The following is a 20,402-nucleotide window of genomic DNA, read 5'->3' as shown; positions in this document are numbered from 1 at the left end:
CCCGGCGACATCCTCCGGAGGTCACCGTTCGCGGCCATCCGTTGCAGCCGTCGCGCCGTCGTCCGGTCCGAGGATGCACGGTGGAGCCGCGGTCGGTGTGACGGTTCGAAGTCCATGCCCCGAGCCTCGCGGGCCCGCTCGCCCGAGGTCTCCGATCAGCCCGATCCGTGGACAACTCGAGCGTCGAGCCCCCGTGTGGAGGAATCGCCGGGCCGAACGAGCGACACCGTACGACGATCCGCGCCGCGCTTTCGCCTGCCTGATGTCGCCAACGTGCAGTCGAACCGATGCACACGCATCGGGCGACAGCGGGCCGGGGAAAGCGCCGCGCGAACCCCCGGGTGGTGTCGCAATCGCCGCAAGCGGGCCCCGCCGCCCGCCGCGCCCGCCGCCCGCGCCCGCGCCGAGCGCCCGCACACGACGAAGGCCGCCACCCCGAGGGGCAGCGGCCTTCGTGACCGAACGGTCGAACTTACGCGAGCTCGATCGTGGCGCCAGCGGCCTCGAGGGCAGCCTTCGCCTTGTCGGCGGTCTCCTTGTTCGCACCCTCGAGGATCTTCGCGTCGGCGGTCTCGACGAGCGCCTTGGCCTCGCCCAGGCCGAGCGACGTGAGGCCACGGACCTCCTTGATGACCTGGATCTTCTTGTCACCAGCCGACTTGAGGATGACGTCGAACTCGGTCTTCTCCTCAGCGGCCTCGACCGGAGCGGCAGCGCCGGCCGGAGCGGCAGCGGCGACCGGGGCGGCCGCGGTGACCTCGAAGACCTCTTCGAACTTCTTCACGAAGTCCGAGAGCTCGATGAGCGTGAGCTCCTTGAAGGCCTCGATGAGCTCGTCCTGCGAAAGCTTCGCCATGATTTTCTCCTACTACTCAGTACGTGATGTGGTTGTGGAACGCGTGCCTGGTCAGGCCGCGGACTCCTGCTTCTCGCGGAGGGCGTCCACCGTGCGGACGGCCTGCGAGAGGGGTGCGTTGAACAGGTACGCAGCACCGAACAGCGAAGCCTTGAAGGCGCCGGCGAGCTTGCCGAGCAGCACTTCACGGGATTCGAGGTCGGCGAGCTTGTCCACCTCGGTCGCGGTGAGCGGGTTACCGTCGAAGTAACCGCCCTTCACCACGAGCTCGGGGTTCGCCTTGGCGAATGCACGCAGCGACTTCGCGACGGCGACGGTGTCACCGTGGACGAAGGCGAGAGCGGACGGACCGGCGAGCTCGTCGTCGAACGACGAGATGCCGGCGTTGTTCGCCGCGATCTTGGTCAGCGTGTTCTTCACCACGGCGTACGTGGCGTGCTCACGGATCGAGTTGCGGAGCTCCTTGAGCTGCGCGACCGTGAGACCGCGGTACTCGGTGAGCAGAACGGCGTTCGAGCTACGGAAGGACTCCGTGAGCTCGGCGACCGCAGCTTCCTTGTTCGCCATGGTTCTCCTTGGGGGTCTTGCCGGCAGCCCCAGGTCCCACACACGAAAAAAGCTCCGGCGCAGAGGCTCGGAGCAGCTCCCCCGCAAGCGGATGGAGTGGTTCGGAACACCTGCGCGGGCTGCCTCGTGGTGGAGGACCTTCGACTGCTGTGCGAGCACAGCAGCAAACCGGCGGTCTTTGGCTTCGAGAACTGTAGCAGATGCCGTGGACCCGGCCAAACGGCGGACGGGAGGCCCGGTGCCAGCTGGCACCGGGCCTCCTGTCCGTCAGGCGGTCGTGTCCGCCACGGCGGGGGTCACCGACCAGTCGGCGGCCTGCGCCGCCTCCGGCGACTCGGCCGGCGCAGCCGGCAGGTGCACCGTGAACACGGTGTCCCCCGGCTCGCTCGCCACCGCGACCGACCCGCCGTGGGCCTGCACGACCGCGTCGACGATCGCGAGCCCGAGGCCCGTCGACCCGGCGCTCCGCGACCGCGAGCTGTCGGCCCGGGCGAACCGCTCGAACAGCTTCGGCAGGAACTCGGGGTCGATCCCCTGCCCGGTGTCCCGGACCGTCAGGTCGACGCCGTCGCCCGCGGGAGCGAGCCCCACGGTGATGCGGGTGCCGTCCGGCGTGTGCGTCCTGGCGTTCGTCACGAGGTTCACGATCACCTGGTGTAGGCGTGCGGCATCGCCGAGGACGACCACCGGGGTGTCGGGCACGTCGACCTCGATCGGGTGCTCCGGGGACGCGGCGTGCGCGTCGTTCACCGCGTCGAACACCAGCCCGGTCAGGTCGACGTCGTCGAACTGGATCTCCCGGCCCTCGTCGAGCCGGGCCAGGAGCAGCAGGTCCTCGACCATGCTCGTCATGCGCAGCGACTCCGACTCGATGCGGCTCATGGCGTAGACGACGTCCGGCGGCAGGTCACCGCCCATCCGACGGGTCAGCTCGGCGTACCCGCGGACGGACGCGAGCGGGGTGCGGAGCTCGTGCGATGCATCGGCCACGAACTGCCGGACCTTCTGCTCGGAGCGCTCCCTGGCCTGCATCGCGCCGGCGATGTGCCCGAGCATGCGGTTGAACGCGGTGCCGACCCGGCCGACCTCGGTCCGTGGATCGGCATCGGGCACGCGGACGTCGTCGAGCGCGTCGCTGCGGTCGAGCGGCATCCGGGCGACGGTGGACGCGGTCTCGGCGACGCGGTCGAGCGGGCGCAGCGACCGGCGGACGACGACCGCGGCGACGAGCGACGCCACGAGGAGCGCGAGCCCGGTGACGACGAGCACGACCCCGAGCAGCTTCCAGACGCTCTCGTAGACCGGGGCCATCGGCAGGCCGACGACGAGCACCGCGGGGCCGACGGTCGCAGCGGTGACCCGGTAGCGGCCGAGGTCGCCGCCCAGGTCGATCGTGTGCGGCAGCTTGTCGACCGCGACCCCGCCGAGCGGTTGGACGACGGTCGCGGACAGGCGCTCGATGTCGCCGTCGTTGTCCAGGACGCTCCCGACGACGGCGTTCCCGTTGAGGAAGTAGACCGTCAGCGTGCCGGATGCCTGGCCCGACGGCCGGCCGATGTCGAGCCCGGGCCCGTTGCCGCCCTGCTGCTCGACGGAGCGCTGGGCACGACTGGTCGCGTACTGCAGCTGCTCGTCGATCGCCGAGCGCTGGATCGAGAAGAGCGCGACGATGCTGCCCGCGCCGATCACCGCACTGACGGCGACGACGAGGGCGACGATGCTCAGGACGAGCCGGCGGCGCAGTGTCATGGAACGGGGAGGTCTCAGGACGTGGGCTTGATGACGTACCCGACACCGCGCACGGTGTGGATCATCGGGGTCTCCCCCGCGTCGATCTTCTTGCGCAGGTAGGAGATGTAGATCTCGACGACGCTGGACTTGCCACCGAAGTCGTACGACCACACGCGGTCGAGGATCTGCGCCTTCGACAGCACGCGACGCGGGTTCCGCATCAGGAACCGGAGGAGCTCGAACTCGGTGGCGGTCAGCTCGATCGGACGACCGGCGCGGGACACCTCGTACGACTCCTCGTCGAGCACCAGGTCACCCACGACGATGCGGGAGTCACCGGCCTCGGAGACGGAGATCTGCGAACGGCGGATCAGCCCGCGCAGCCGCGCGACGACCTCTTCGAGCGAGAACGGCTTCGTGACGTAGTCGTCGCCGCCCGCGGTGAGACCGGTGACGCGGTCCTCGACGGAGTCCTTCGCGGTGAGGAACAGCACCGGGGTGTCGTCGTTGTTCTGCCGGAGCCTGCTGAGGACCTGCAGGCCGTCGAGATCCGGCATCATCACGTCGAGCACCATCGCGTCCGGCTTGAACTCCCGCGCCTTCGCCAGGGCGTCCTGCCCGCCGTTCGCGCTCGTGACGTCCCAGCCCTCGTACCGGAGCGCCATCGAGAGGAGGTCGGTGAGGCTGGCCTCGTCGTCGACGACGAGGATGCGCAACGGGGAACCGTCGGCACGCGTGAGGCGCGGAGCTGCTGCAGGCTGGGAGATGGTCACGTCTTCGAGTATCGAGAGTTTCCTATGAGCGGTCTGTGGAGACCCACTCCGCGGTCTGTGGATGATCGGTCAGCCGTCTCGGGAACGCATCCGTAGGTTGGCAGGATGATCCGATCCACCGCTTGGCCGGCCGACGCAGGCCGCGTCGACGCCGCCCTCCTCACGGCGACGGCCGGGAGGACCGGCGCGGCCCCGGCGGACCGGCTCGCGTTCGCGCGGTCGGTCGCGTCCACCGTCCCGCCCCTGTCCGCGGGCACGGCCGGCCCGGTGTTCGTCACGCTCGCGGCGATCGCCGCGGCGGACGTCGCGCTCGCCCGGACCGTCGAACCGCACCTCGACGCGCTCGGGATCCTGGCGCAGGCCGGCGTCGACGTCCCCGAGGGATCGACCTGGGGCGTGTTCGCCGCGGAGGCGCCGGGGACACGGCTGACCGCCGTCGAGAGCGGCACGGACGCCGTGGTGCTCGACGGGACGAAGCCGTGGTGCTCGCTCGCGTCCTCGCTCTCGCACGCACTGGTCACCGCACACCGCGGGGACGACCGGCAGCTCGTCGCGGTGGACCTGCGGCAGGACGGGGTCACGACGCACGACGAGGCCTGGGTCGCCAGGGGCATGCCGGACGTGCCGAGCGGCCCGGTGGACTTCGACCGGGTCCGGGCGACGCCGGTCGGCGATCCCGGCTGGTACCTCACCCGACCGGGCTTCGCATGGGGCGGGATCGGTGTGTCCGCGTGCTGGTGGGGCGGCGCCGTCGGACTCGCCCGGGTCCTCCGCGACCACACCGCCGCGCACCCGGATGCCGAACTGCTCCGGGTGGCGCTCGGTGCGGTCGTCGCGGACCTCGCCGACGCCGAGGACGCGCTCGCCGGCGCCACGGCCCGGATCGACGACCCCCACCACGCCGACGACGACGCGGACTGGGCCCTGCTCGCGCAGGTCGTCCGCTCCCGGGTGCGCCGCGCGGTGGACACCGTGCGGACGCGGGTGGTCGGCGCGCTCGGCCCGGCGCCGCTGACCTCGGACGCCGCCGTCGCCGCCCGCGTCGCGGACCTGGAGCTGTACGTGCTGCAGGACCACGGCGACCGGGACCTCGCCCGCATCGGGCGGATGGTCCTCGAGCGCGGCGGTGTCGCGTGGTGAGCTTCGACCACCGGCAGCCGGGGACCGACCCGGCGGACTGGACGGCGTTCCTCGACGCGCGCTCCCCCGGCGCCGTCGACCTGGACGGGGTCGCCGCGGTCGTCGTCGTCGCACCGCACCCCGACGACGAGACGCTCGGTGCCGGCGGACTGATCGCGACCGCGGCCGCCGCCGGGATCCCCGTGCACGTCGTGCTCGTCACCCTCGGCGAGGGGTCGCACCCGGACTCGCCCACCACCACGCCGGACGAACTCGCCGCGGTCCGCGCCGGCGAGTTCCGCGACGCCCTGCTCGCACTGCACCCGGACGTCACCGCGGGGTCGCTCGGTGTGCCGGACGTCGGGCTCCGCGAGCAGCCGGACACCCTCCGGGACGCCCTCGTCGCCCGACTCGACGCCATCGCCGCGACGTCCGGCGGCCGGACGCTCCTGGTCGCACCGTGGCGCGGGGACGGCCACCGCGACCACCGGGTCGCCGGCGAGGTCGCCGAGGCGGTCGCCGCGGGACGCACCGAGGTCGACCTGCTCTCCTACCCGATCTGGGCGTGGCACTGGGACGCCCCGTCCGCTCCGGCCGCCCCGTGGGACACGGCGCAGGCACTCGAGCTGCCGGCCGATGCCCTGGACCGGAAGCGGGCCGCCCTGGCGGCGTACCGCTCGCAGGTCCTGCCGCTCTCCCCGGCACCGGGCGACGAGGCGATCGTCGACGAGCGGCACGCGGCGCACCACCTCCGCGCCGTCGAGTGGTACTTCGCCGGGCAGCGGTCGCGCTCCCGCGAGTCCTTCGACGCGCACTACGCCAGGAAGCCCGAGGGGTGGGACTTCGACGGCTCCTGGTACGAGCGCCGGAAGCGCGCCGTCACCCTCGCGGCCCTGCCCCGCGAGCGGTACCGCGCAGCGCTCGAGATCGGCTGCGCCACCGGCGTGCTGACCGCGGCGCTCACCGAGCGCGCCGACGACGTCCTGGGCACCGACATCGCCGCAGCCCCGCTCGAACGGGCACGGGTGCGCGCCCCGGCAGCCCGGTTCCTGCAGGCCGCACTGCCGGACGACTGGCCGGCGGGCGAGTGGGACCTGGTCGTGCTGTCCGAGGTCGGGTACTACCTGTCCGCCGAGGACCTCGACCGCACGATCGACCGGGTGCTCGACTCGATCGCCGACGACGGGGTCCTCGTGGCCTGCCACTGGCGACACCCCGACGACGAAGCCGTCTCGAGCGGTGACACCGTCGACGCCCGGCTCGCCGAACGGTGGCCACGGCCCGCGCTCGTCCGCCACGTCGAAGCGGACTTCGTGCTGAGCGTCCTGCCCGGTCCCGGCGTCACCTCGGTCGCCCGCGCCGAGGGGCTCGTCCGGTGACCGCCCGTCAGCGCATCGACGTCGTCATCCCCGCCCACGACGAGGAAGACCGCATCGCCGACTGCCTCGACGCGGTGCTCGCCGCCGCCGACCACCTCCGCGCCGACCGTCGCGCGGCGGGCGTCGCGGACGTGGAGGTCGGCGTCACCGTGGTCCTGGACGGCTGCGCGGACGACACCGCCCGGATCGTCCGCACGTACCCGGTCGACGCCCTCGAGACCCCGCGCGTCGGGGTCGGACGGGCACGGTCGCTCGGCGTCGCACACGCGCTCCGGGCCACGCCCGACCAGCCCCCGCACACACGGTGGCTCGCCCACACCGACGCCGACTCGCGGGTCGCGCCGGAGTGGCTCGTGCAGCAGGCGGACGCCCTCGCCGCCGGGGCGCACGTCCTCGTCGGTGCCGTCGTCCCGGATCCGGACGACCTCGACCCGGTCGTCCTGGCACGGTGGACCACGGCGCACCCGCCCGGCGCGACCCTCGGGCACGTGCACGGTGCGAACCTCGGGGTGCTCGCCACGGCGTACGTCGCCCTCGGCGGGTTCGACCCCGTCCCCGAGCACGAGGACGTCCGCCTGGTCGAACGGGCGCGCGCGCTCGGGCTCCGGGTGGACGCGACGACCGAGCTGCCCGTGGTGACGAGCGGGCGCTTCGCCGGGCGCACCCCCGGTGGCTACGCCGAACACCTGCGCCGGAGCTACGGCGACGCCTCCTGACCACCGCCCTTAGCGACCTCATAGGAACGCGAGGGGACGCCCATAACCGCGCTGCCTAACTTCTCCTGGGTCGGCCCCGCCGCGCTCCCGATGCGCGGCCGGTGACCTGTGTGCCGGCCCACCACCGAGGAGAACCATGTTCCTGACCTACCTCAGGCGCGAACTCACGAACCGCAAGAAGCAGACCGTCATCATCGCGATCGGCATGGCGCTCGCCATCGCCCTCGTCGTCATCGTGTCCTCGATCTCCAGCGGTGTGAAGTCGGCGCAGTCGAGCGTGCTGCAGTCCGTCTACGGCGTCGGCACCGACATCACGGTCTCGAAGACCGAGACGCCGACGTCGTCGAGCACCGGACGGCCGAGCTTCGACTTCGGCGGCCAGAGCTCGTCGGGCTCCTCGGGGAGCACCAACCTGTCGCAGTCGCGGCTCGCCGTCACGCGTGGCACGAGCACCCTCACCGCCGCCAACGTGAAGACCGTCACGAACACCTCGGGCGTGAAGGCCGCGACCGGTGTCCTCACCCTCGAGAACAGCACGTTCTCCGGCTCCGTGCAGCAGGGTTCGAGCTCGAGCGACAGCAGCTCCAGCGACAGCGGCTCGACCGACTCGGGCACCTCCACGCAGCAGGGCCCGCCGAGCGGCGGCACCGGCGGCAGCGGCTTCGGCGGCGGCTCGTTCAACGTGGACTCCTTCACCGTGACCGGCATCCCGGTCACCGGGGACACCGTCGGTCCGCTGACGAGCACCGAGATCACGAAGGGCCGCACGTTCACGTCCGCCGACGCGGGGAAGGACGTCGTGGTGCTCGACTCGGCCTACGCGAAGAGCGAGTCGAAGGCCGTCGGCGACACCCTCGAGATCGGTGGAACGAAGTTCACCGTGATCGGGATCGTCGCCTCGACCGGCTCGGCGTCGACCACCGGCTCGAACACGTACGTCCCGCTCGACACCGCCCAGGCCCTCGCGGACCTCGACGGCAAGGTCACCTCGATCTACGTGTCCGCGGAGTCGTCCTCGGACGTCAGCACGCTCAAGTCCGCGCTGCAGGCGAAGCTCACCAGCGCCACGGTCTCCACGGAGTCGGACCTCGCCTCGAGCGTCTCCGGTTCGCTCTCGACCGCGTCGAGCCTGGTCTCGAACCTCGGCACCTGGCTCTCGATCCTGGTCCTCGCGGCGGCGTTCCTCATCGCGATCCTCTTCACGATCTCCGGCGTCACCCGGCGCACCCGTGAGTTCGGCACCCTCAAGGCGATCGGCTGGTCGAACGGCCGCATCACCCGGCAGGTCGCCGGCGAGTCCCTCGTGCAGGGTCTCATCGGCGGTGTGATCGGCGCGGCCGCCGGCCTCATCGGCATCCTCGTGGTCAACGTCATCTCCCCGACGATCTCGGCGAGCGCCAGCTCGACGACCGGTGGTGGAGCCGGCGGCACCGGCGGCGGGATGCCGGGCGGCGCGGCGACGGCGGCAGCCGGGACCGGCACGACCGGCGGCGCCCCGGCCGGCGGGTTCGGTGGCGGCGGTGCGAGCACCGCGTCGACCACGGACGTCGTCCTGCACGCCCCCGTGACCGTCGAGGTGATCCTCCTGGCGATCGGTCTGGCGATCCTCGGCGGCCTCATCGCGGGCGCCCTCGGCGGCTGGCGAGCCTCGCGTCTGCGCCCGGCCGAAGCCCTGCGGAGCGTGGCCTGATGTCCACCGAGACCGACGCGACCGAACCGACGACAGGAGCAACCGTGACCACCACCGAGACCGCAGCCGCTTCCGACGAGGCGAGCCGAGCCTCCGTCCCGATGTACCGGCTGACGAACGTCAGCAAGACGTACAAGCAGAAGAACCGCACCGTCACCGCCCTGACGAACGTCGACCTGACCATCCCGCAGGGCCAGCTCGTCGCGATCCAGGGGCCGACGGGCGGCGGGAAGTCCACGCTGCTCCAGATGCTCGGCGCCCTGGACCGGCCGAGCGCGGGGTCGGTCGCCCTCGGCGACCGCGACGTGGCGAAGCTCGGCGACCGAGCGTTGACGGACCTGCGGGCGACGGAGATCGGCTTCGTCTTCCAGAGCTTCAACCTCATCCCGACCCTGACCGCGCTGGAGAACGTGGAGACCGCGTTCGCCGGGTCGCTGGCGAACCGCTCCCGGACGGAGATCCGCCAGCGTGCCACCGACGCCCTGCAGGAGGTGGGGCTCGGTGAGCGGCTCGACCACCTCCCCGCGGAGCTGTCCGGCGGGCAGCAGCAGCGCGTGGCGATCGCGCGTGCGCTGGTGAAGAACCCGAGCGTGCTGCTCGCGGACGAGCCGACCGGCGCGCTCGACGAGGGCACCCGCGACGAGATCATGGGGCTCATCGAGCGGCAGTGGAAGGACCGCGGCCTGACGGTCGTCATCGTCACGCACGACTCCTGGGTCGCGAAGCGCGCCGAGCGTCGCCTGCACATCAAGCAGGGGCAGGTGCGCGAGGTCTAGCCGCAGCACCTCACTGGAACGACAACTGCGCAGTCCCCCGGCTGCGCAGTTGTCGTTCCGGCGTTCAGGCGGGGTAGTCGCAGTACGCGAACCACGACGAGTCCGGCGCCCACGGCGGCACGTTGACGGTGCCCTGGCCGCCGTCGAGCGTGACGAGGGTCTCGGGCTGCACCGCGATCCGGGCGCCGCGCACCAGGGTGCCCGGGAGCAGCCGGAGCTCCACACGGTGGTCGGCCGGGTGCCCCTGGACGCCGGGCTCGTACGACAGGTACAGCAGGTGGGCGCCGTCCGGCGAGACGTGCGGGAACCAGTTCACCCGGTCGTCGTTCGTGATCCGCACGGGGTCGGTCGCACCGGGCCACAGTGACACGAGCTGCGCGGTGCCCGGGGTGAAGCGCTCGGAGTTCCACACGAGCAGGTCCCCGGCGAACGAGACGCCGTCGTCCGGGTACTCGTCACGGGTCAGGAACGTCGGGTCGCCGGTGGCGGGGTCGACCAGTGCGACGTCCGTGGTCCACGTGCCGTCCTCGGTCAGCTCCCCCACGATCGCCGCGAGCGAGGACCCGTCGGGGGCGATGCCGTGCAGGTAGAACTTGCGGACGACCGGCAGCGCGGTCGTCGTGTTGGTGAGGGTCGCCGCCGCTCCCCCGGCCGGCAGCGGGACGCGGTACAGGTCGCCGTCCCGGCCGCTGACCACGACGGAGTCGCCGGACGGGTCGAGCACGTGGTCGTTGTTGATCTCGGGCACGCCGGGCATCGGCACCCGCTCGAGCGCGGTCTCGTCGAGCACGGTGCCCGGTTCCGGGAGCCGCAGCAGCCAGAGGTCCCCGTCGGCGTTCAGCACCAGAGTGTCGGCGTCGAGGACGTTCGGCGCCTCGACGAGCACCGTGCCGGACTCGAACACGAGCCTGGCGGAGCGCGACGCGACGTCGTACACGTGCACGCGGCTGGTCTGTCCGGGCAGCAGTTGCCGCCCTCGTACGTCTGTCATGCGTCCATCCTGTCGTGCGGGGCGCGGTTCGCGCCGCGGTGCGCGCCGCGGTGCGCGTCCGCGGTGCGCGTCCGGTTCGGCGTGGCGTCGCACAACGGAAGACGGTCCGCGCCACGGGAAACCGTGGTGCGGACCGTCTTTCGTTGTGCGGGTCCGATCGGCGCCGGCGGCTACTTCACCGCGCCGGCGGTCAGGCCGGCGACGAACTGCCGCTGGACCACGAGGAACGCGATCACGACGGGGATCGACACGACGAGCGACGCCGCCATGATCTGGTTCCAGTACACGTTCGTCTGCGTGGAGTACTGCTGCAGACCGACCGCGAGCGTCTGCCCGTTGCCGTTCGTCATCACCGAGGCGAAGAGGACCTCACCCCACGCGGTCATGAACGAGTAGATCCCGACCGCCACCAGACCCGGACGGGCCGACGGCAGGATGATCCGGAACAGTGCACCCATCGGGCCCGAGCCGTCGACCATCGCGGCCTCGTCGAGCTCGCGCGGGATGGTCTCGAAGTAGCCCGCGAGCATCCAGATCGAGAACGGGAGCGTGAACGTCAGGTACGTGATGATCAGGCCGGTCCAGCTGCCGACGAGCTGGATGCCGAGCGAGTTCCCGAGGTTCGTGAAGATGAGGAACAACGGGAGCAGGAACAGCACGCCGGGGAACATCTGGGTGGAGAGCACCGCGGTCGTGAAGGTGCTCTTGCCCTTGAAGTTCCAGCGCGACACCGCGTAGGCGGCGAACGTCGCGATGATCAGCGAGAACACCGTGGCGACGGTGCAGACCACGAGCGAGTTGATGAAGTACTGCCCCAGCGGGACCGTCGACCACATGTCGATGAACGGCTGGAACGTGATGTTGGTCGGGATCCACGTGAAGTCGTTCTGCACGTCACCGAGCGGCTTGATGGCCGTGGTGATCATCACGTAGAGCGGCACGACCGTGAAGACGGTCAGGAGTGCCAGGACGATGACCTTGAAGGACTTTGCGCCCACTGTTTCACGCACGGACGGACCTCCGGTTGGTCACGGCGAGGTAGATGCCGGTGACGACGAGCAGGAAGAGGAGCAGCAGCACGCTCATCGCGGCACCGGAACCGAAGTTCCAGGTGATGAACGACGCGTTGTAGATGTGGAAGCTGAGCAGGTCGGCCGCCGGGGGCTGGGCCGTCGAGCCGAAGAGGACGTACGGCGTGTTGAAGTCGTTGAAGGTCCAGAGGAACATCACGAGCACCAGGGTGACGTTGACCGGACGGACCATCGGCAGCGTGATCGAGCGCCACTGACGGAACGGCTTCGCGCCGTCGACCGAGGCGGCCTCGTACACGTCGGACGGAACCGACTGCAGGCCGGCCATCAACATGAGGAACGCGAAGGGCCATGTCTTCCAGATCGCCACGACGACGACGGCCACGAAGGCGTTGTTCCCGATGAGCCAGAACGGCCCGGTGCCGTTGAACAGGTGCAGCTGGTCCACGAGGATGTGGTTGATGGCACCCGAGTCACGCTGGAACATGAACTTCCACGTGATGACGCCGGCGTACATCGGCAGCGCGTAGGGCACCAGGAACAGGGTGCGGAACAGACCGCGACCCTTGAACGGCTTCTGCAGCGCGACCGCGGCCATCATGCCGAAGCCCCACGAGAGCCCGACCACGAGCACCGTGAAGGCGCAGGTGATGAGGAACGAGTTCAGGAGACCCTTGCCGATCGCCTGGTTGAAGTCGACGGCCACCGCGTAGTTGTGCAGGCCGGCGAACGGCGCCGCGCCCCAGTTCGCGATGAAGTACTTGGTGAGCTGGACGAAGCTGATCCAGATGCCGGTGAGCATCGGCACGATGTGGATCAGGAGCTCGAAGAGGATGGCGGGCCCGACGAGGGCGTAGGGCAGCCACTGGACCTTCCGCTTCCCACGGGGCGGCGGACCCGACAGTGTCGGCGCCTTCGTGTGCGTCAGGTCGGGGGCCTCGGAGTCAGGCAGGACCGTCGTGGACATGGGCAGGGCCTTTCGGCTTCAGGTGGTTTCGGGTGCTGTGCAGCCGTGGCAGCGGCTGTGGAGCTGGGGGCGGAGGCCCGGGACGCGTCCTGCGGACGCGACCCGGGCCTCCAGGCTGGGCTGGATCAGCCGTTCGCCTGGGACACCTGGTCCTGGGCGGTCTGGAGCGCGGACTTGATGTCGCTGTCCGAGATGGTGCCGCCGGTGGCGATCTTGGCGAACATGTCGTTCATCGCCTTGCCGACGGTGGACTCGAACTGGTCCTCAGCGGGGACCAGCGGCAGCGGCTCTGCCTTGTTGTTGTAGATGTCGAGGAACGTCTTCGTCTGCTCGTCGGTGACCGAGTCGGCAGCGGAGGCGAGCACCGGCAGCGCCGAGTACGGCTTGTCGAGCGTGGCCTGCGTGTCGGCGCTCGTCATGTACTTGACGAACTTGAGCGCGCCGTCCTTGTTCTTCGTGTTCTTGAAGATCGACAGGTTGATGCCGGCCGGGAAGCTCGCGATGTCCTTCGCGCCGGTCGGGGCGGGGAAGGGCACGACGCCGAAGTCGTCAGCGGACATGCCGTTCGAGGTGATGGTCGCGTTCGCGTTGTTCTGCGTCAGCATCATCGCGGCCTTCTTGTTCGCGAAGTCCGAGACCGCCTGCGTGCCGTTGTCGTACTGCGCGTTCGACGTGTTGACGACCTTGTCGGTCTGCATCAGGTCGAGGTAGCGCTTGATGCCGTCGACGTTCGCCTTCGAGGTGAACGTCGGGTCACCCTTCTTGTTGAACCACTCGCCACCGTTCTGCGCGGCGTTGATGAACGCGAAGTGCGCGTTCTCGGTGTACGAGCCACCCGCGATGGTGAAGCCGTACTTGCCGCCGGTGGTCAGCTTCTTGGCGTCGGCGGTGAGGTCCTCCCACGTGGTGGGGGCTTCGATGCCGGCGTCCTTGAACATCTGCTTGTTGTAGTACAGGCCGTAGGCGAGGCCGTAGAGCGGGACGCTGGTGACGGTCTTGCCGGGGGCGCCACCGGTGGAGAGCGCGACCTTGCCGAACTTGTCGGCGCCGCCGATCGCCTTCATCTCGGAGGAGCCGAACTCCTGGAACGCACCGGTCGCCTGGAGCGAGGTGGCCCAGGTGTTGCCGATGTTGACCACGTCCGGGCCCTGGCCCGAGGTGACGGCGGTCTGGATCTTCGTCTGCAGGTCGTTCCAGCCGATGACCTGGAGGTCGACCTTGATCCCGGTCTCCTTGGTGAACTTCTTGAGGACGGGGGTCAGCACCTCCTTGTCGTTCTGGAGGGACGTGCCCTGGTTCGACGCCCAGTAGGTGAGCGTCTTGGAGTCGCCGGAGGAACCGGACGACCCGGAGGAGCAGGCTGCGAGGCCGGTCACGGTGAGTGCCGCGGCCGCGGTGATGGCCAGTGCGCGGATGGCAGTGCGCATGACTCTCTACTTTCTCGTCGTTGAGATGGTGCAGTGGGTGGTGCTTCGGGTACTTGCTGTGTGGTGTGCGGGTCAGACCAGGGTCTGCTCCGCGGGACCCGCGGGCCAGACCAGGGTCTGCCCCGCGGGGTCCACGGGTCAGACCAGGGTCTGCTCCGCGGGGTCCCAGCCCTCGTCGAGGGTCGGGGAGGGCGACACGGTGCTCGCAACGAGCACCGCCTCGCCACGTTCGGCGCTCTCCGCGATGGAGACCATCACGTCGAGAGCGTGGAAGGCGAGCGCCCCGGGAACCCGGTTCGTCTCGCCCGCACGGAGCGAGCGGGCCAGGTCGACCACGCCGGTGCCGCGCGAGTAGGTGGAGCCGACGGCCGCGATCGTCTCGGGCTCGTCAGCGCCGAGCGCGTACAGCTCGGTGTCGCCGTCGAAGTTGTTCGGGTCCGGGAACACGACGGTCCCGGTCTCGCCGGCGATCTCGACGACGCCGGTCCGGCCGCGGTCGGACTCGAACGAGAACACGCTCTGGGCGCTCCCGCCGTTCTCGAACTCGATGAGGGCCGAGTGGTTCGTCGGGACCTCGACCGGGAACTCCGTGCCCGCCTTCGGGCCGGAGCCGATCGTGCGCGTCGCACGCGACTTCGACGAGGTCGCCGTGACCTTCGCCACCGGGCCGAACACCTGCACGAGGGTCGTGATGTAGTACGGGCCGATGTCGAACAGCGGTCCCGCGCCGTGTACGAAGAGGAACTCGGGGCTCGGGTGCCACGACTCCGGGCCGGGGCTCTGGAAGAGCGTCAGACCGTTCAGCGGTGCGCCGATGCGGCCGTCGCGGATGGTGCGGAGCGCGGTCTGCAGGCCGGCGCCGAGGAACGTGTCCGGGGCGACGGAGACCGTCAGGCCGGCGGCGGCCGCTGCGTCACGGAGCTGCGCGGCGCTCTCGCGGTCGAGGGCGTAGGGCTTCTCGCCCCAGACGTGCTTGCCGGCGGCGATGGCCTGCAGCGCGACCTCGACGTGCGCGGCCGGGATGGTCAGGTTGACGACGATCTCGATGTCGTCGTCGGCCAGGAGCTCCGCGACCGAACCCGAGCGGGGCACGCCCCACTTGGACGCCTGGGCGGCGGCGCGGGGCTCGTCGATGTCGGCGATGAAGCGGACCTCGACGTCCGGGAAGACGGTGAGGTTGCCGAGGTACTGGTCGGAGATGACCCCGGCGCCGATGACGCCGACGCCGACCGGTCCGGTCTTGGTGGACTTCTTGACCGCAGTGGTCACGGCGGTGTCGGTCATGCGTTCGCTCCCTGCAGGAAGGTGTAGGAGTCGGCGACGGCCTGGAACACGTCACCCTCGTGGTCGTCGAGCTCGATCACGTGCAGTGCGTTCGGCGCCGCCGCGATGATCTCGCGGATCGGCATGATGCCGTTGCCGACCGCGACCTGCTTCTTGTCGTCGTGCGAGCCGTCGCCGTCCTTGACGTGCAGGAACTGGACCTTGTCGCCGAGCTGCTCGATGACGGCCACCGGGTCGTCGCCGCCGACCTTCGCCCAGTAGGTGTCGAGCTCGAGCACGACGTCGTCGGAGAGGGCGCCGGCGAACACCTCGTAGGCGCTCACGCCGTCGATGCGGTTCGAGAACTCGAACGCGTGGTTGTGGTAGCCGAGGGTGAGCCCGTGGTCGGCCGCACGCGGCGCCAGTGCGCTGAGTTCGCGGGCGATGGCCTCGACGTCCTCGCGGGTGGTCCAGCGGGCCTCGTCGATGTGCGGGTCGATCAGCGTCTGGGTGCCGATCGTCGCGGTGGCGTGGAAGATGCGCTCGAGGTCCTGCTCCCCGGCGTCGAGCAGCCGGGCGTGACCGCTCGGCGCGGCGAGGCCGGCGTCCTTCAGGGCGGCTGCGTACTCGTCGGCGCGGTCCACGTAGCCGAAGAGCTCGACGTTCGTGAACCCGATGCCGGCGATGCGCTGCAGGGTGCCGGGCAGATCGGCACTGAGCGCGTCGCGGACCGTGTAGAGCTGGACCGAAAGCGGTTGGGTCACCAGTGTTCTCCTCATCGAGTGGTGTGGTCGACGTCGACCGAGCGTCACACTACGAGCACTTCTGTCGGCGGTCAAGCAGAAGTCCGCAAATCTTCGACGGACTTCGTTGCGCGCCTCGTTCGATGTGTGTTTCACTCCCTCCATGGTCGACTTGACACGGACGGCAGCGTCGCCTCCGGTCGGGACGAGCGAGCTCTTCCAGATCCTCCGCGACGGCGTGCCGCGGACCCGGGCAGAACTCGCCGCACTGACGGGGGCAGCACGCTCGACGATCGGCGTGCGCCTCGACGCCCTGAGCGAGGTCGGACTGGTCGGTCCGGTCCAGACGGCGGCGTCCACCGGAGGCCGCCCGCCGGCGCAGGTCGCCCTGCGCCCGACGTCGCGCCTGGTGATCGCCGCCGACCTCGGCGCATCCCACGGTCGCGTCGCGGTCACCGACCTGGTCGCCGCACCGCTCGCCACCCGCGAGGCACGCATCGACATCGCGGCCGGCCCGGTGCCGACGCTCACCTGGCTCGTCCAGGCCATCGACGAGCTCCTCGACGAGGTCGGCCGTGCCCGCGACGACGTCATCGCCATCGGCATCGGGGTCCCCGGCCCGGTCGAGTTCTCCACCGGGCGTCCGGCGAACCCGCCGATCATGCCCGGCTGGGACGGCTTCGACGTACCGGCGTGGCTCCGGCAGCACATCCAGGCCCACGTGCTGCTCGACAACGACGTCAACATCGCCGCGCTCGGCGAGCGGGAGCACGGGTGGCCGGACGTCGACCACCTGCTCTTCGTCAAGGTCGCGACCGGCATCGGCTCCGGGATCGTGTCCGACGGCACGCTCCAGCGCGGCGCGCAGGGCACCGCGGGCGACATCGGGCACGTCCGGGTCTCCCGCGCCGGCGACATGCCCTGCCACTGCGGCAACACCGGCTGCCTCGAGGCGGTCGCGTCCGGCCCGGCGATCGCCCGAGCGCTCCGCGCGCGGGGGCACGACGTGCACACGAGTGCCGACGTCATCGAGCTCGTCAACCGCTCGGATCTCGACGCGATCGGTGCCGTGCGCCAGGCGGGTCGGGACATCGGCGAGGTCCTCGCGACCTGCATCTCCCTCATCAACCCGTCGGTGATCGTGCTCGGCGGGTCGATGACGCAGGCCGGGGAGCACCTGCTCGCCGGCGTCCGAGAGGTCGTGTACTCCCGGTCGATGCCCCTCGCCACCGAGCACCTCGTGATCGCGCCGTCCCGGGCCGGGGGCATCGCCGCACTGCAGGGCGCCGCCGCGCTCGCCATCGGCTACGCGCTCTCCCCCGCCGGGGTCGACGAACTCGTGGCGTTCGCCGAGGGCCGCGAGCTGGTCTCCTGACCGCGCGCCGGTTTCGGTCCTGACGGTGGTCGGGGTGAGAATCGTCGGGTGACGATCGTGCAGCCCACCCTGTGGGGCGACAGCCTGGAGGCCGTGCCCGGCTCCACGACGTCCGTCACCGTCGTGCACGACTCGTTCACCGCCCTGCGCGGCCACACCGAGCGGATCGTCGCGCATTCCTCGGACCGCGTCGCGTGGCTCCGCGCCCGCGCCGCGGGCATCACGGCGACCGACGTCGCCCGGCTCGCGTCACTCCGTGCGGTCGACGCCGTCGTCACCGACAAGCGCTACGGCTCGCGGTTCTCCGGCAACGCGTACACCGAGCACGGCAAGGACCGCGAGCCCGTGATCGCCGCCTGGGTGGCCGCCACGCACGGCATCCAGCCCTCGGCGCACCTGTTCCACGCGGCCGCGAACCGCGCCCACCTCGCGACACCGGACGGCGTCGGACAGGACCGCGACGGGCGGCTCCTCCTGGCCGAGATCAAGACCACGTCGAACGGGTGGAAGCGGGTCCCCCGGCACTACCTCCGGCAGATCTGGTGGCAGCAGTACGTCCTCGGCGCCGAGCGCACCCTGTTCGTCTGGGAGCACCACGACGACTTCGTGCCGATCGCCGATGAGCCCGAGTGCCGGTGGATCGATCGCGACGACGACCAGATCCGGGGACTCATCACCCTCGCCGACATGGTGCTCGACCGGCTCCGCAGCGCCCGTTCGTAGTACCTCTGGACCAGCGCGCCCGCTGGTCGTATGCTGACGTCCACAGCAGCCCCGGACCCCGGCCGCCGTCATCGCTCCATGCTCCTCGACCCGTTCGTCGTGCATGGTCGACGCTGGCCGAGGCTCCTGATCCGTTCTCGGCCGGTCGACCCGTGGTGTCCCGGAGCGCAACGGAGCGCTTCGCCCATCGGACGCCACGGTCGGGTGCATCCCGCGTCCAGGGGGACGGTGCGGACTGCACCCGGGTCGGCGGAGCCCCGGACCCGACGGGGCTCCGCCGGTTCCCCGGGGGTACGGGTCAGACCTTGACGAGCCGGAGCCGGCTCATCCCGACCACCAGGACGCCCATCAGCGCGATGAACACCGCGACCCCGAACGAGTACAGCGCCACGACGCCGTAGCCCTGCGCCGGGTCGAGGAACGGGTACGGCACCCACCCGTCGGTCGCTCCGCGGACCAGGATCACGACGAGCCAGACCGCGGGGTAGATCAGGAACCACCAGACGTGGCGCAGCAGGAGCTTCGCGCGATCCGAGAACAGGAGCCAGTCGAGGACGGCGTACACCGGCAGGACCTTGTGCAGGACGTCGTTCGACCACTGCACGGTGAAGGAGTTGTCGAGCGCCGCGTTGACCAGGAGCGTGTTGTAGACGATGCCGGTCGTGGCGATGTACACGGTCGCGGCGCCCCGGAACACCGAGAGGCCGAGGCCCTGGCGCTTCCGCCGGGCTGCGGTGACGAGCGTGACCGCGAACGCCACCGCGATGATCACGTTCGACTGGATCGTGAAGTACCCGAAGAAGTTGAAGACGTTGTAATCGGGACTCTCGACGCTCCGCAGGAACTGCGCGACGATCGCGGCGGCGACGGCGATCACGGCGATGAGCCGCAGGGCGTTGACCAGGGTGCGCACGATGCAACGCTACCGGGACGCGCGTCGTACGCAGAAGGCCCCGCACCGAACCGGTGCGGGGCCTTCTCACTGGGTCAGTGACTCAGATGCTGTTGACGTCGAGCGGGATGCCCGGTCCGAAGGTCGTCGAGACGGCACCCTTCATGACGTAACGGCCCTTCGAGGCGGACGGCTTGAGGCGGTTGATCTCCTCGAGCGCGGTCGTGATGTTCTCGTCGAGCTGCTCCGGGGTGAACGAGGCCTTGCCGACGACGAAGTGCACGTTGGCGTGCTTGTCGACGCGGAACTCGATCTTGCCGCCCTTGATGTCGTTGACGGCCTGCGCGACGTTCGGGGTCACGGTGCCGGTCTTCGGGTTCGGCATGAGGCCACGCGGGCCGAGCACCTTGCCGAGACGACCGACCTTGCCCATGAGCTCCGGGGTCGAGACCGCGGAGTCGAACGAGGTGTAGCCCTCGGCGACCTTCGCGATGAGCTCGTCGCCACCGACCTCGTCGGCGCCGGCGGCGATGGCGGCCTCAGCAGCGGCACCCGTCGCGAAGACGATGACGCGGGAGGTCTTGCCGGTGCCGTGCGGCAGGATGACGGTGCCACGGACCATCTGGTCCGCCTTGCGGGGGTCGACGCCGAGCTTCAGCGCGACCTCGACCGTGGAGTCGGTCTTCGCAGAGCCGGTCTCCTTGGCCAGGGCGACGGCCTCGGTCGGGGTGTAGAACTTGTCGGCCTCGATCTTCGCGGCCGCGGCCTGGTAGGCCTTGGACTTCTTCGCCATGGTGGTCTCCTTGCGAGATACGTGGTTGGCGAGCCGGCGAGGCTCTCCCACGGAAGGGTTTGGGGTGTGTACCTGAACGGGGTGAGGCCTACGCCTCGACCGTGATGCCCATCGAACGAGCAGTGCCGGCGATGATCTTCGCGGCCTGGTCGATGTCGTTGGCGTTCAGGTCGGCCTGCTTGGTCTCGGCGATCTGACGGACCTGGTCCATCGAGATCTTCGCGACCTTGACCGTGTGCGGGGTCGAGGACCCCTTCTGCACACCCGCAGCCTTCTTGATGAGCTCAGCGGCCGGCGGGGTCTTGAGGACGAACGTGAACGAACGGTCCTCGTAGACGGTGATCTCCACCGGGACGACGTTGCCGCGCTGCGACTCGGTCGCGGCGTTGTACGCCTTGCAGAACTCCATGATGTTCACGCCGTGCTGACCGAGCGCCGGACCGATCGGCGGGGCCGGGTTGGCGGCTCCCGCGTTGATCTGCAGCTTGATCAGGCCCGTGACCTTCTTCTTCGGTGCCATGTTGTGTTTCCTCCTGGTGTCGAACGCACGGGGACCCGTGCACTCTCCCGCGTGGCCGGCGGATCCGACT

The 20,402-nt window shown here is 70.3% G+C and carries 20 protein-coding genes; 7 read left to right on the top strand and 13 right to left on the bottom strand.

Annotated elements, in window-relative coordinates; all coding sequences use genetic code 11:
- Positions 1-472: 472 nt before the first annotated feature.
- From rplL to ACIPJY_RS08895, 4 genes are all read right to left on the bottom strand, one after another.
- Positions 473-856: a 50S ribosomal protein L7/L12 gene (rplL, locus tag ACIPJY_RS08910; protein WP_123655472.1), complete on the bottom strand. Its 384-nt coding sequence runs from the start codon at positions 854-856 to the stop codon at positions 473-475.
- A gap of 51 nt (positions 857-907) precedes the next feature.
- A complete protein-coding gene (rplJ, locus tag ACIPJY_RS08905) occupies positions 908-1,423 on the bottom strand; it encodes a 50S ribosomal protein L10 (RefSeq protein WP_123655473.1) in 516 nt (171 codons plus the stop codon).
- Between the two features lie 267 nt (positions 1,424-1,690).
- Positions 1,691-3,172: a sensor histidine kinase gene (locus ACIPJY_RS08900; protein WP_400462138.1), complete on the bottom strand. Its 1,482-nt coding sequence runs from the start codon at positions 3,170-3,172 to the stop codon at positions 1,691-1,693.
- A 14-nt stretch (positions 3,173-3,186) separates the two neighbouring features.
- Positions 3,187-3,927, bottom strand: coding sequence for a response regulator transcription factor (locus tag ACIPJY_RS08895; RefSeq protein WP_400462135.1), 741 nt, complete (start codon positions 3,925-3,927; stop codon positions 3,187-3,189).
- A gap of 105 nt (positions 3,928-4,032) precedes the next feature.
- On the opposite strand from ACIPJY_RS08895, the gene ACIPJY_RS08890 reads away from it, so the two are divergent.
- The 5 genes from ACIPJY_RS08890 to ACIPJY_RS08870 all read left to right on the top strand — a co-directional run bounded on the left by ACIPJY_RS08890 (position 4,033) and on the right by ACIPJY_RS08870 (position 9,607).
- A complete protein-coding gene (locus ACIPJY_RS08890; protein ID WP_400462132.1) occupies positions 4,033-5,067 on the top strand; it encodes an acyl-CoA dehydrogenase in 1,035 nt (344 codons plus the stop codon).
- Complete coding sequence (locus tag ACIPJY_RS08885) at positions 5,064-6,425, top strand: PIG-L family deacetylase (protein WP_400462129.1); 1,362 nt, start codon at positions 5,064-5,066, stop codon at positions 6,423-6,425. The genes ACIPJY_RS08890 and ACIPJY_RS08885 overlap by 4 nt, the downstream gene beginning before the upstream one ends.
- A complete protein-coding gene (locus ACIPJY_RS08880; protein WP_400462126.1) occupies positions 6,422-7,141 on the top strand; it encodes a glycosyltransferase in 720 nt (239 codons plus the stop codon). Before ACIPJY_RS08885 ends, ACIPJY_RS08880 begins: the two co-directional genes overlap by 4 nt.
- Before the next feature lie 136 nt (positions 7,142-7,277).
- Positions 7,278-8,831 (top strand): ABC transporter permease, encoded by a 1,554-nt coding sequence (locus ACIPJY_RS08875; protein WP_400462123.1) that lies wholly within the window; start codon positions 7,278-7,280, stop codon positions 8,829-8,831.
- Positions 8,832-8,932: 101 nt separating this feature from the next.
- The gene (locus ACIPJY_RS08870) at positions 8,933-9,607 is read left to right on the top strand and encodes an ABC transporter ATP-binding protein (RefSeq protein WP_400462364.1); all 675 of its coding nucleotides are present in this window, start codon (positions 8,933-8,935) and stop codon (positions 9,605-9,607) included.
- Between the two features lie 64 nt (positions 9,608-9,671).
- On the opposite strand, the gene ACIPJY_RS08865 is transcribed toward ACIPJY_RS08870, so the two are convergent.
- The 6 genes from ACIPJY_RS08865 to ACIPJY_RS08840 form a co-directional block, all read right to left on the bottom strand.
- Positions 9,672-10,598 carry a TolB family protein gene (locus tag ACIPJY_RS08865; protein WP_400462122.1) on the bottom strand — a complete coding sequence of 309 codons (927 nt, stop codon included), beginning with the start codon at positions 10,596-10,598 and terminating at the stop codon, positions 9,672-9,674.
- 170 nt (positions 10,599-10,768) lie between these two features.
- Positions 10,769-11,608: a carbohydrate ABC transporter permease gene (locus ACIPJY_RS08860; RefSeq protein ID WP_400462119.1), complete on the bottom strand. Its 840-nt coding sequence runs from the start codon at positions 11,606-11,608 to the stop codon at positions 10,769-10,771.
- Entirely contained in the window at positions 11,601-12,596 is a 996-nt protein-coding gene (locus tag ACIPJY_RS08855; RefSeq protein WP_400462116.1) for a carbohydrate ABC transporter permease, read from the bottom strand. The genes ACIPJY_RS08860 and ACIPJY_RS08855 overlap by 8 nt, the downstream gene beginning before the upstream one ends.
- A gap of 125 nt (positions 12,597-12,721) precedes the next feature.
- A complete protein-coding gene (locus ACIPJY_RS08850) occupies positions 12,722-14,023 on the bottom strand; it encodes an ABC transporter substrate-binding protein (protein ID WP_400462113.1) in 1,302 nt (433 codons plus the stop codon).
- A 138-nt stretch (positions 14,024-14,161) separates the two neighbouring features.
- Positions 14,162-15,307 (bottom strand): Gfo/Idh/MocA family protein, encoded by a 1,146-nt coding sequence (locus ACIPJY_RS08845; protein WP_400462110.1) that lies wholly within the window; start codon positions 15,305-15,307, stop codon positions 14,162-14,164.
- The gene (locus tag ACIPJY_RS08840; RefSeq protein ID WP_400462107.1) at positions 15,304-16,050 is read right to left on the bottom strand and encodes a sugar phosphate isomerase/epimerase family protein; all 747 of its coding nucleotides are present in this window, start codon (positions 16,048-16,050) and stop codon (positions 15,304-15,306) included. The genes ACIPJY_RS08845 and ACIPJY_RS08840 overlap by 4 nt, the downstream gene beginning before the upstream one ends.
- Positions 16,051-16,192: 142 nt before the next feature.
- Here ACIPJY_RS08840 and ACIPJY_RS08835 point away from each other — a divergent pair, with 142 nt between their 5' ends.
- Positions 16,193-17,404 (top strand): ROK family protein, encoded by a 1,212-nt coding sequence (locus ACIPJY_RS08835; protein WP_185017393.1) that lies wholly within the window; start codon positions 16,193-16,195, stop codon positions 17,402-17,404.
- A gap of 123 nt (positions 17,405-17,527) precedes the next feature.
- Positions 17,528-18,127, top strand: coding sequence for a YqaJ viral recombinase family protein (locus tag ACIPJY_RS08830; RefSeq protein WP_400462362.1), 600 nt, complete (start codon positions 17,528-17,530; stop codon positions 18,125-18,127).
- A 298-nt stretch (positions 18,128-18,425) separates the two neighbouring features.
- On the opposite strand, the gene ACIPJY_RS08825 is transcribed toward ACIPJY_RS08830, so the two are convergent.
- The 3 genes from ACIPJY_RS08825 to rplK all read right to left on the bottom strand — a co-directional run bounded on the left by ACIPJY_RS08825 (position 18,426) and on the right by rplK (position 20,332).
- Complete coding sequence (locus tag ACIPJY_RS08825; RefSeq protein ID WP_400462104.1) at positions 18,426-19,040, bottom strand: Pr6Pr family membrane protein; 615 nt, start codon at positions 19,038-19,040, stop codon at positions 18,426-18,428.
- Between the two features lie 82 nt (positions 19,041-19,122).
- Complete coding sequence (gene rplA, locus ACIPJY_RS08820) at positions 19,123-19,812, bottom strand: 50S ribosomal protein L1 (RefSeq protein ID WP_400462101.1); 690 nt, start codon at positions 19,810-19,812, stop codon at positions 19,123-19,125.
- Positions 19,813-19,900: 88 nt separating this feature from the next.
- Positions 19,901-20,332 carry a 50S ribosomal protein L11 gene (gene rplK / locus ACIPJY_RS08815; protein ID WP_144763451.1) on the bottom strand — a complete coding sequence of 144 codons (432 nt, stop codon included), beginning with the start codon at positions 20,330-20,332 and terminating at the stop codon, positions 19,901-19,903.
- Positions 20,333-20,402: the final 70 nt, after the last annotated feature.

The organism is Curtobacterium sp. NPDC090223 (genome assembly GCF_044746585.1).
In the GTDB taxonomy this organism is placed as follows: Bacteria; Actinomycetota; Actinomycetes; order Actinomycetales; family Microbacteriaceae; genus Curtobacterium.
Note: the sequence above shows the minus strand (reverse complement) of the source record. Positions and strands in the feature narration are given on the sequence as shown.

Coding starts and splice junctions, on each gene's coding strand:
- rplL (WP_123655472.1), bottom strand. CDS start 856: ATGGCGAAGCTTTCGCAGGACGAGCTCATCGAGGCCTTCAAGGAGCTC.
- rplJ (WP_123655473.1), bottom strand. CDS start 1,423: ATGGCGAACAAGGAAGCTGCGGTCGCCGAGCTCACGGAGTCCTTCCGT.
- ACIPJY_RS08900 (WP_400462138.1), bottom strand. CDS start 3,172: ATGACACTGCGCCGCCGGCTCGTCCTGAGCATCGTCGCCCTCGTCGTC.
- ACIPJY_RS08890 (WP_400462132.1), top strand. CDS start 4,033: ATGATCCGATCCACCGCTTGGCCGGCCGACGCAGGCCGCGTCGACGCC.
- ACIPJY_RS08875 (WP_400462123.1), top strand. CDS start 7,278: ATGTTCCTGACCTACCTCAGGCGCGAACTCACGAACCGCAAGAAGCAG.
- ACIPJY_RS08870 (WP_400462364.1), top strand. CDS start 8,933: ATGTACCGGCTGACGAACGTCAGCAAGACGTACAAGCAGAAGAACCGC.
- ACIPJY_RS08865 (WP_400462122.1), bottom strand. CDS start 10,598: ATGACAGACGTACGAGGGCGGCAACTGCTGCCCGGACAGACCAGCCGC.
- ACIPJY_RS08855 (WP_400462116.1), bottom strand. CDS start 12,596: ATGTCCACGACGGTCCTGCCTGACTCCGAGGCCCCCGACCTGACGCAC.
- ACIPJY_RS08850 (WP_400462113.1), bottom strand. CDS start 14,023: ATGCGCACTGCCATCCGCGCACTGGCCATCACCGCGGCCGCGGCACTC.
- ACIPJY_RS08845 (WP_400462110.1), bottom strand. CDS start 15,307: ATGACCGACACCGCCGTGACCACTGCGGTCAAGAAGTCCACCAAGACC.
- ACIPJY_RS08835 (WP_185017393.1), top strand. CDS start 16,193: ATGGTCGACTTGACACGGACGGCAGCGTCGCCTCCGGTCGGGACGAGC.
- rplA (WP_400462101.1), bottom strand. CDS start 19,812: ATGGCGAAGAAGTCCAAGGCCTACCAGGCCGCGGCCGCGAAGATCGAG.
- rplK (WP_144763451.1), bottom strand. CDS start 20,332: ATGGCACCGAAGAAGAAGGTCACGGGCCTGATCAAGCTGCAGATCAAC.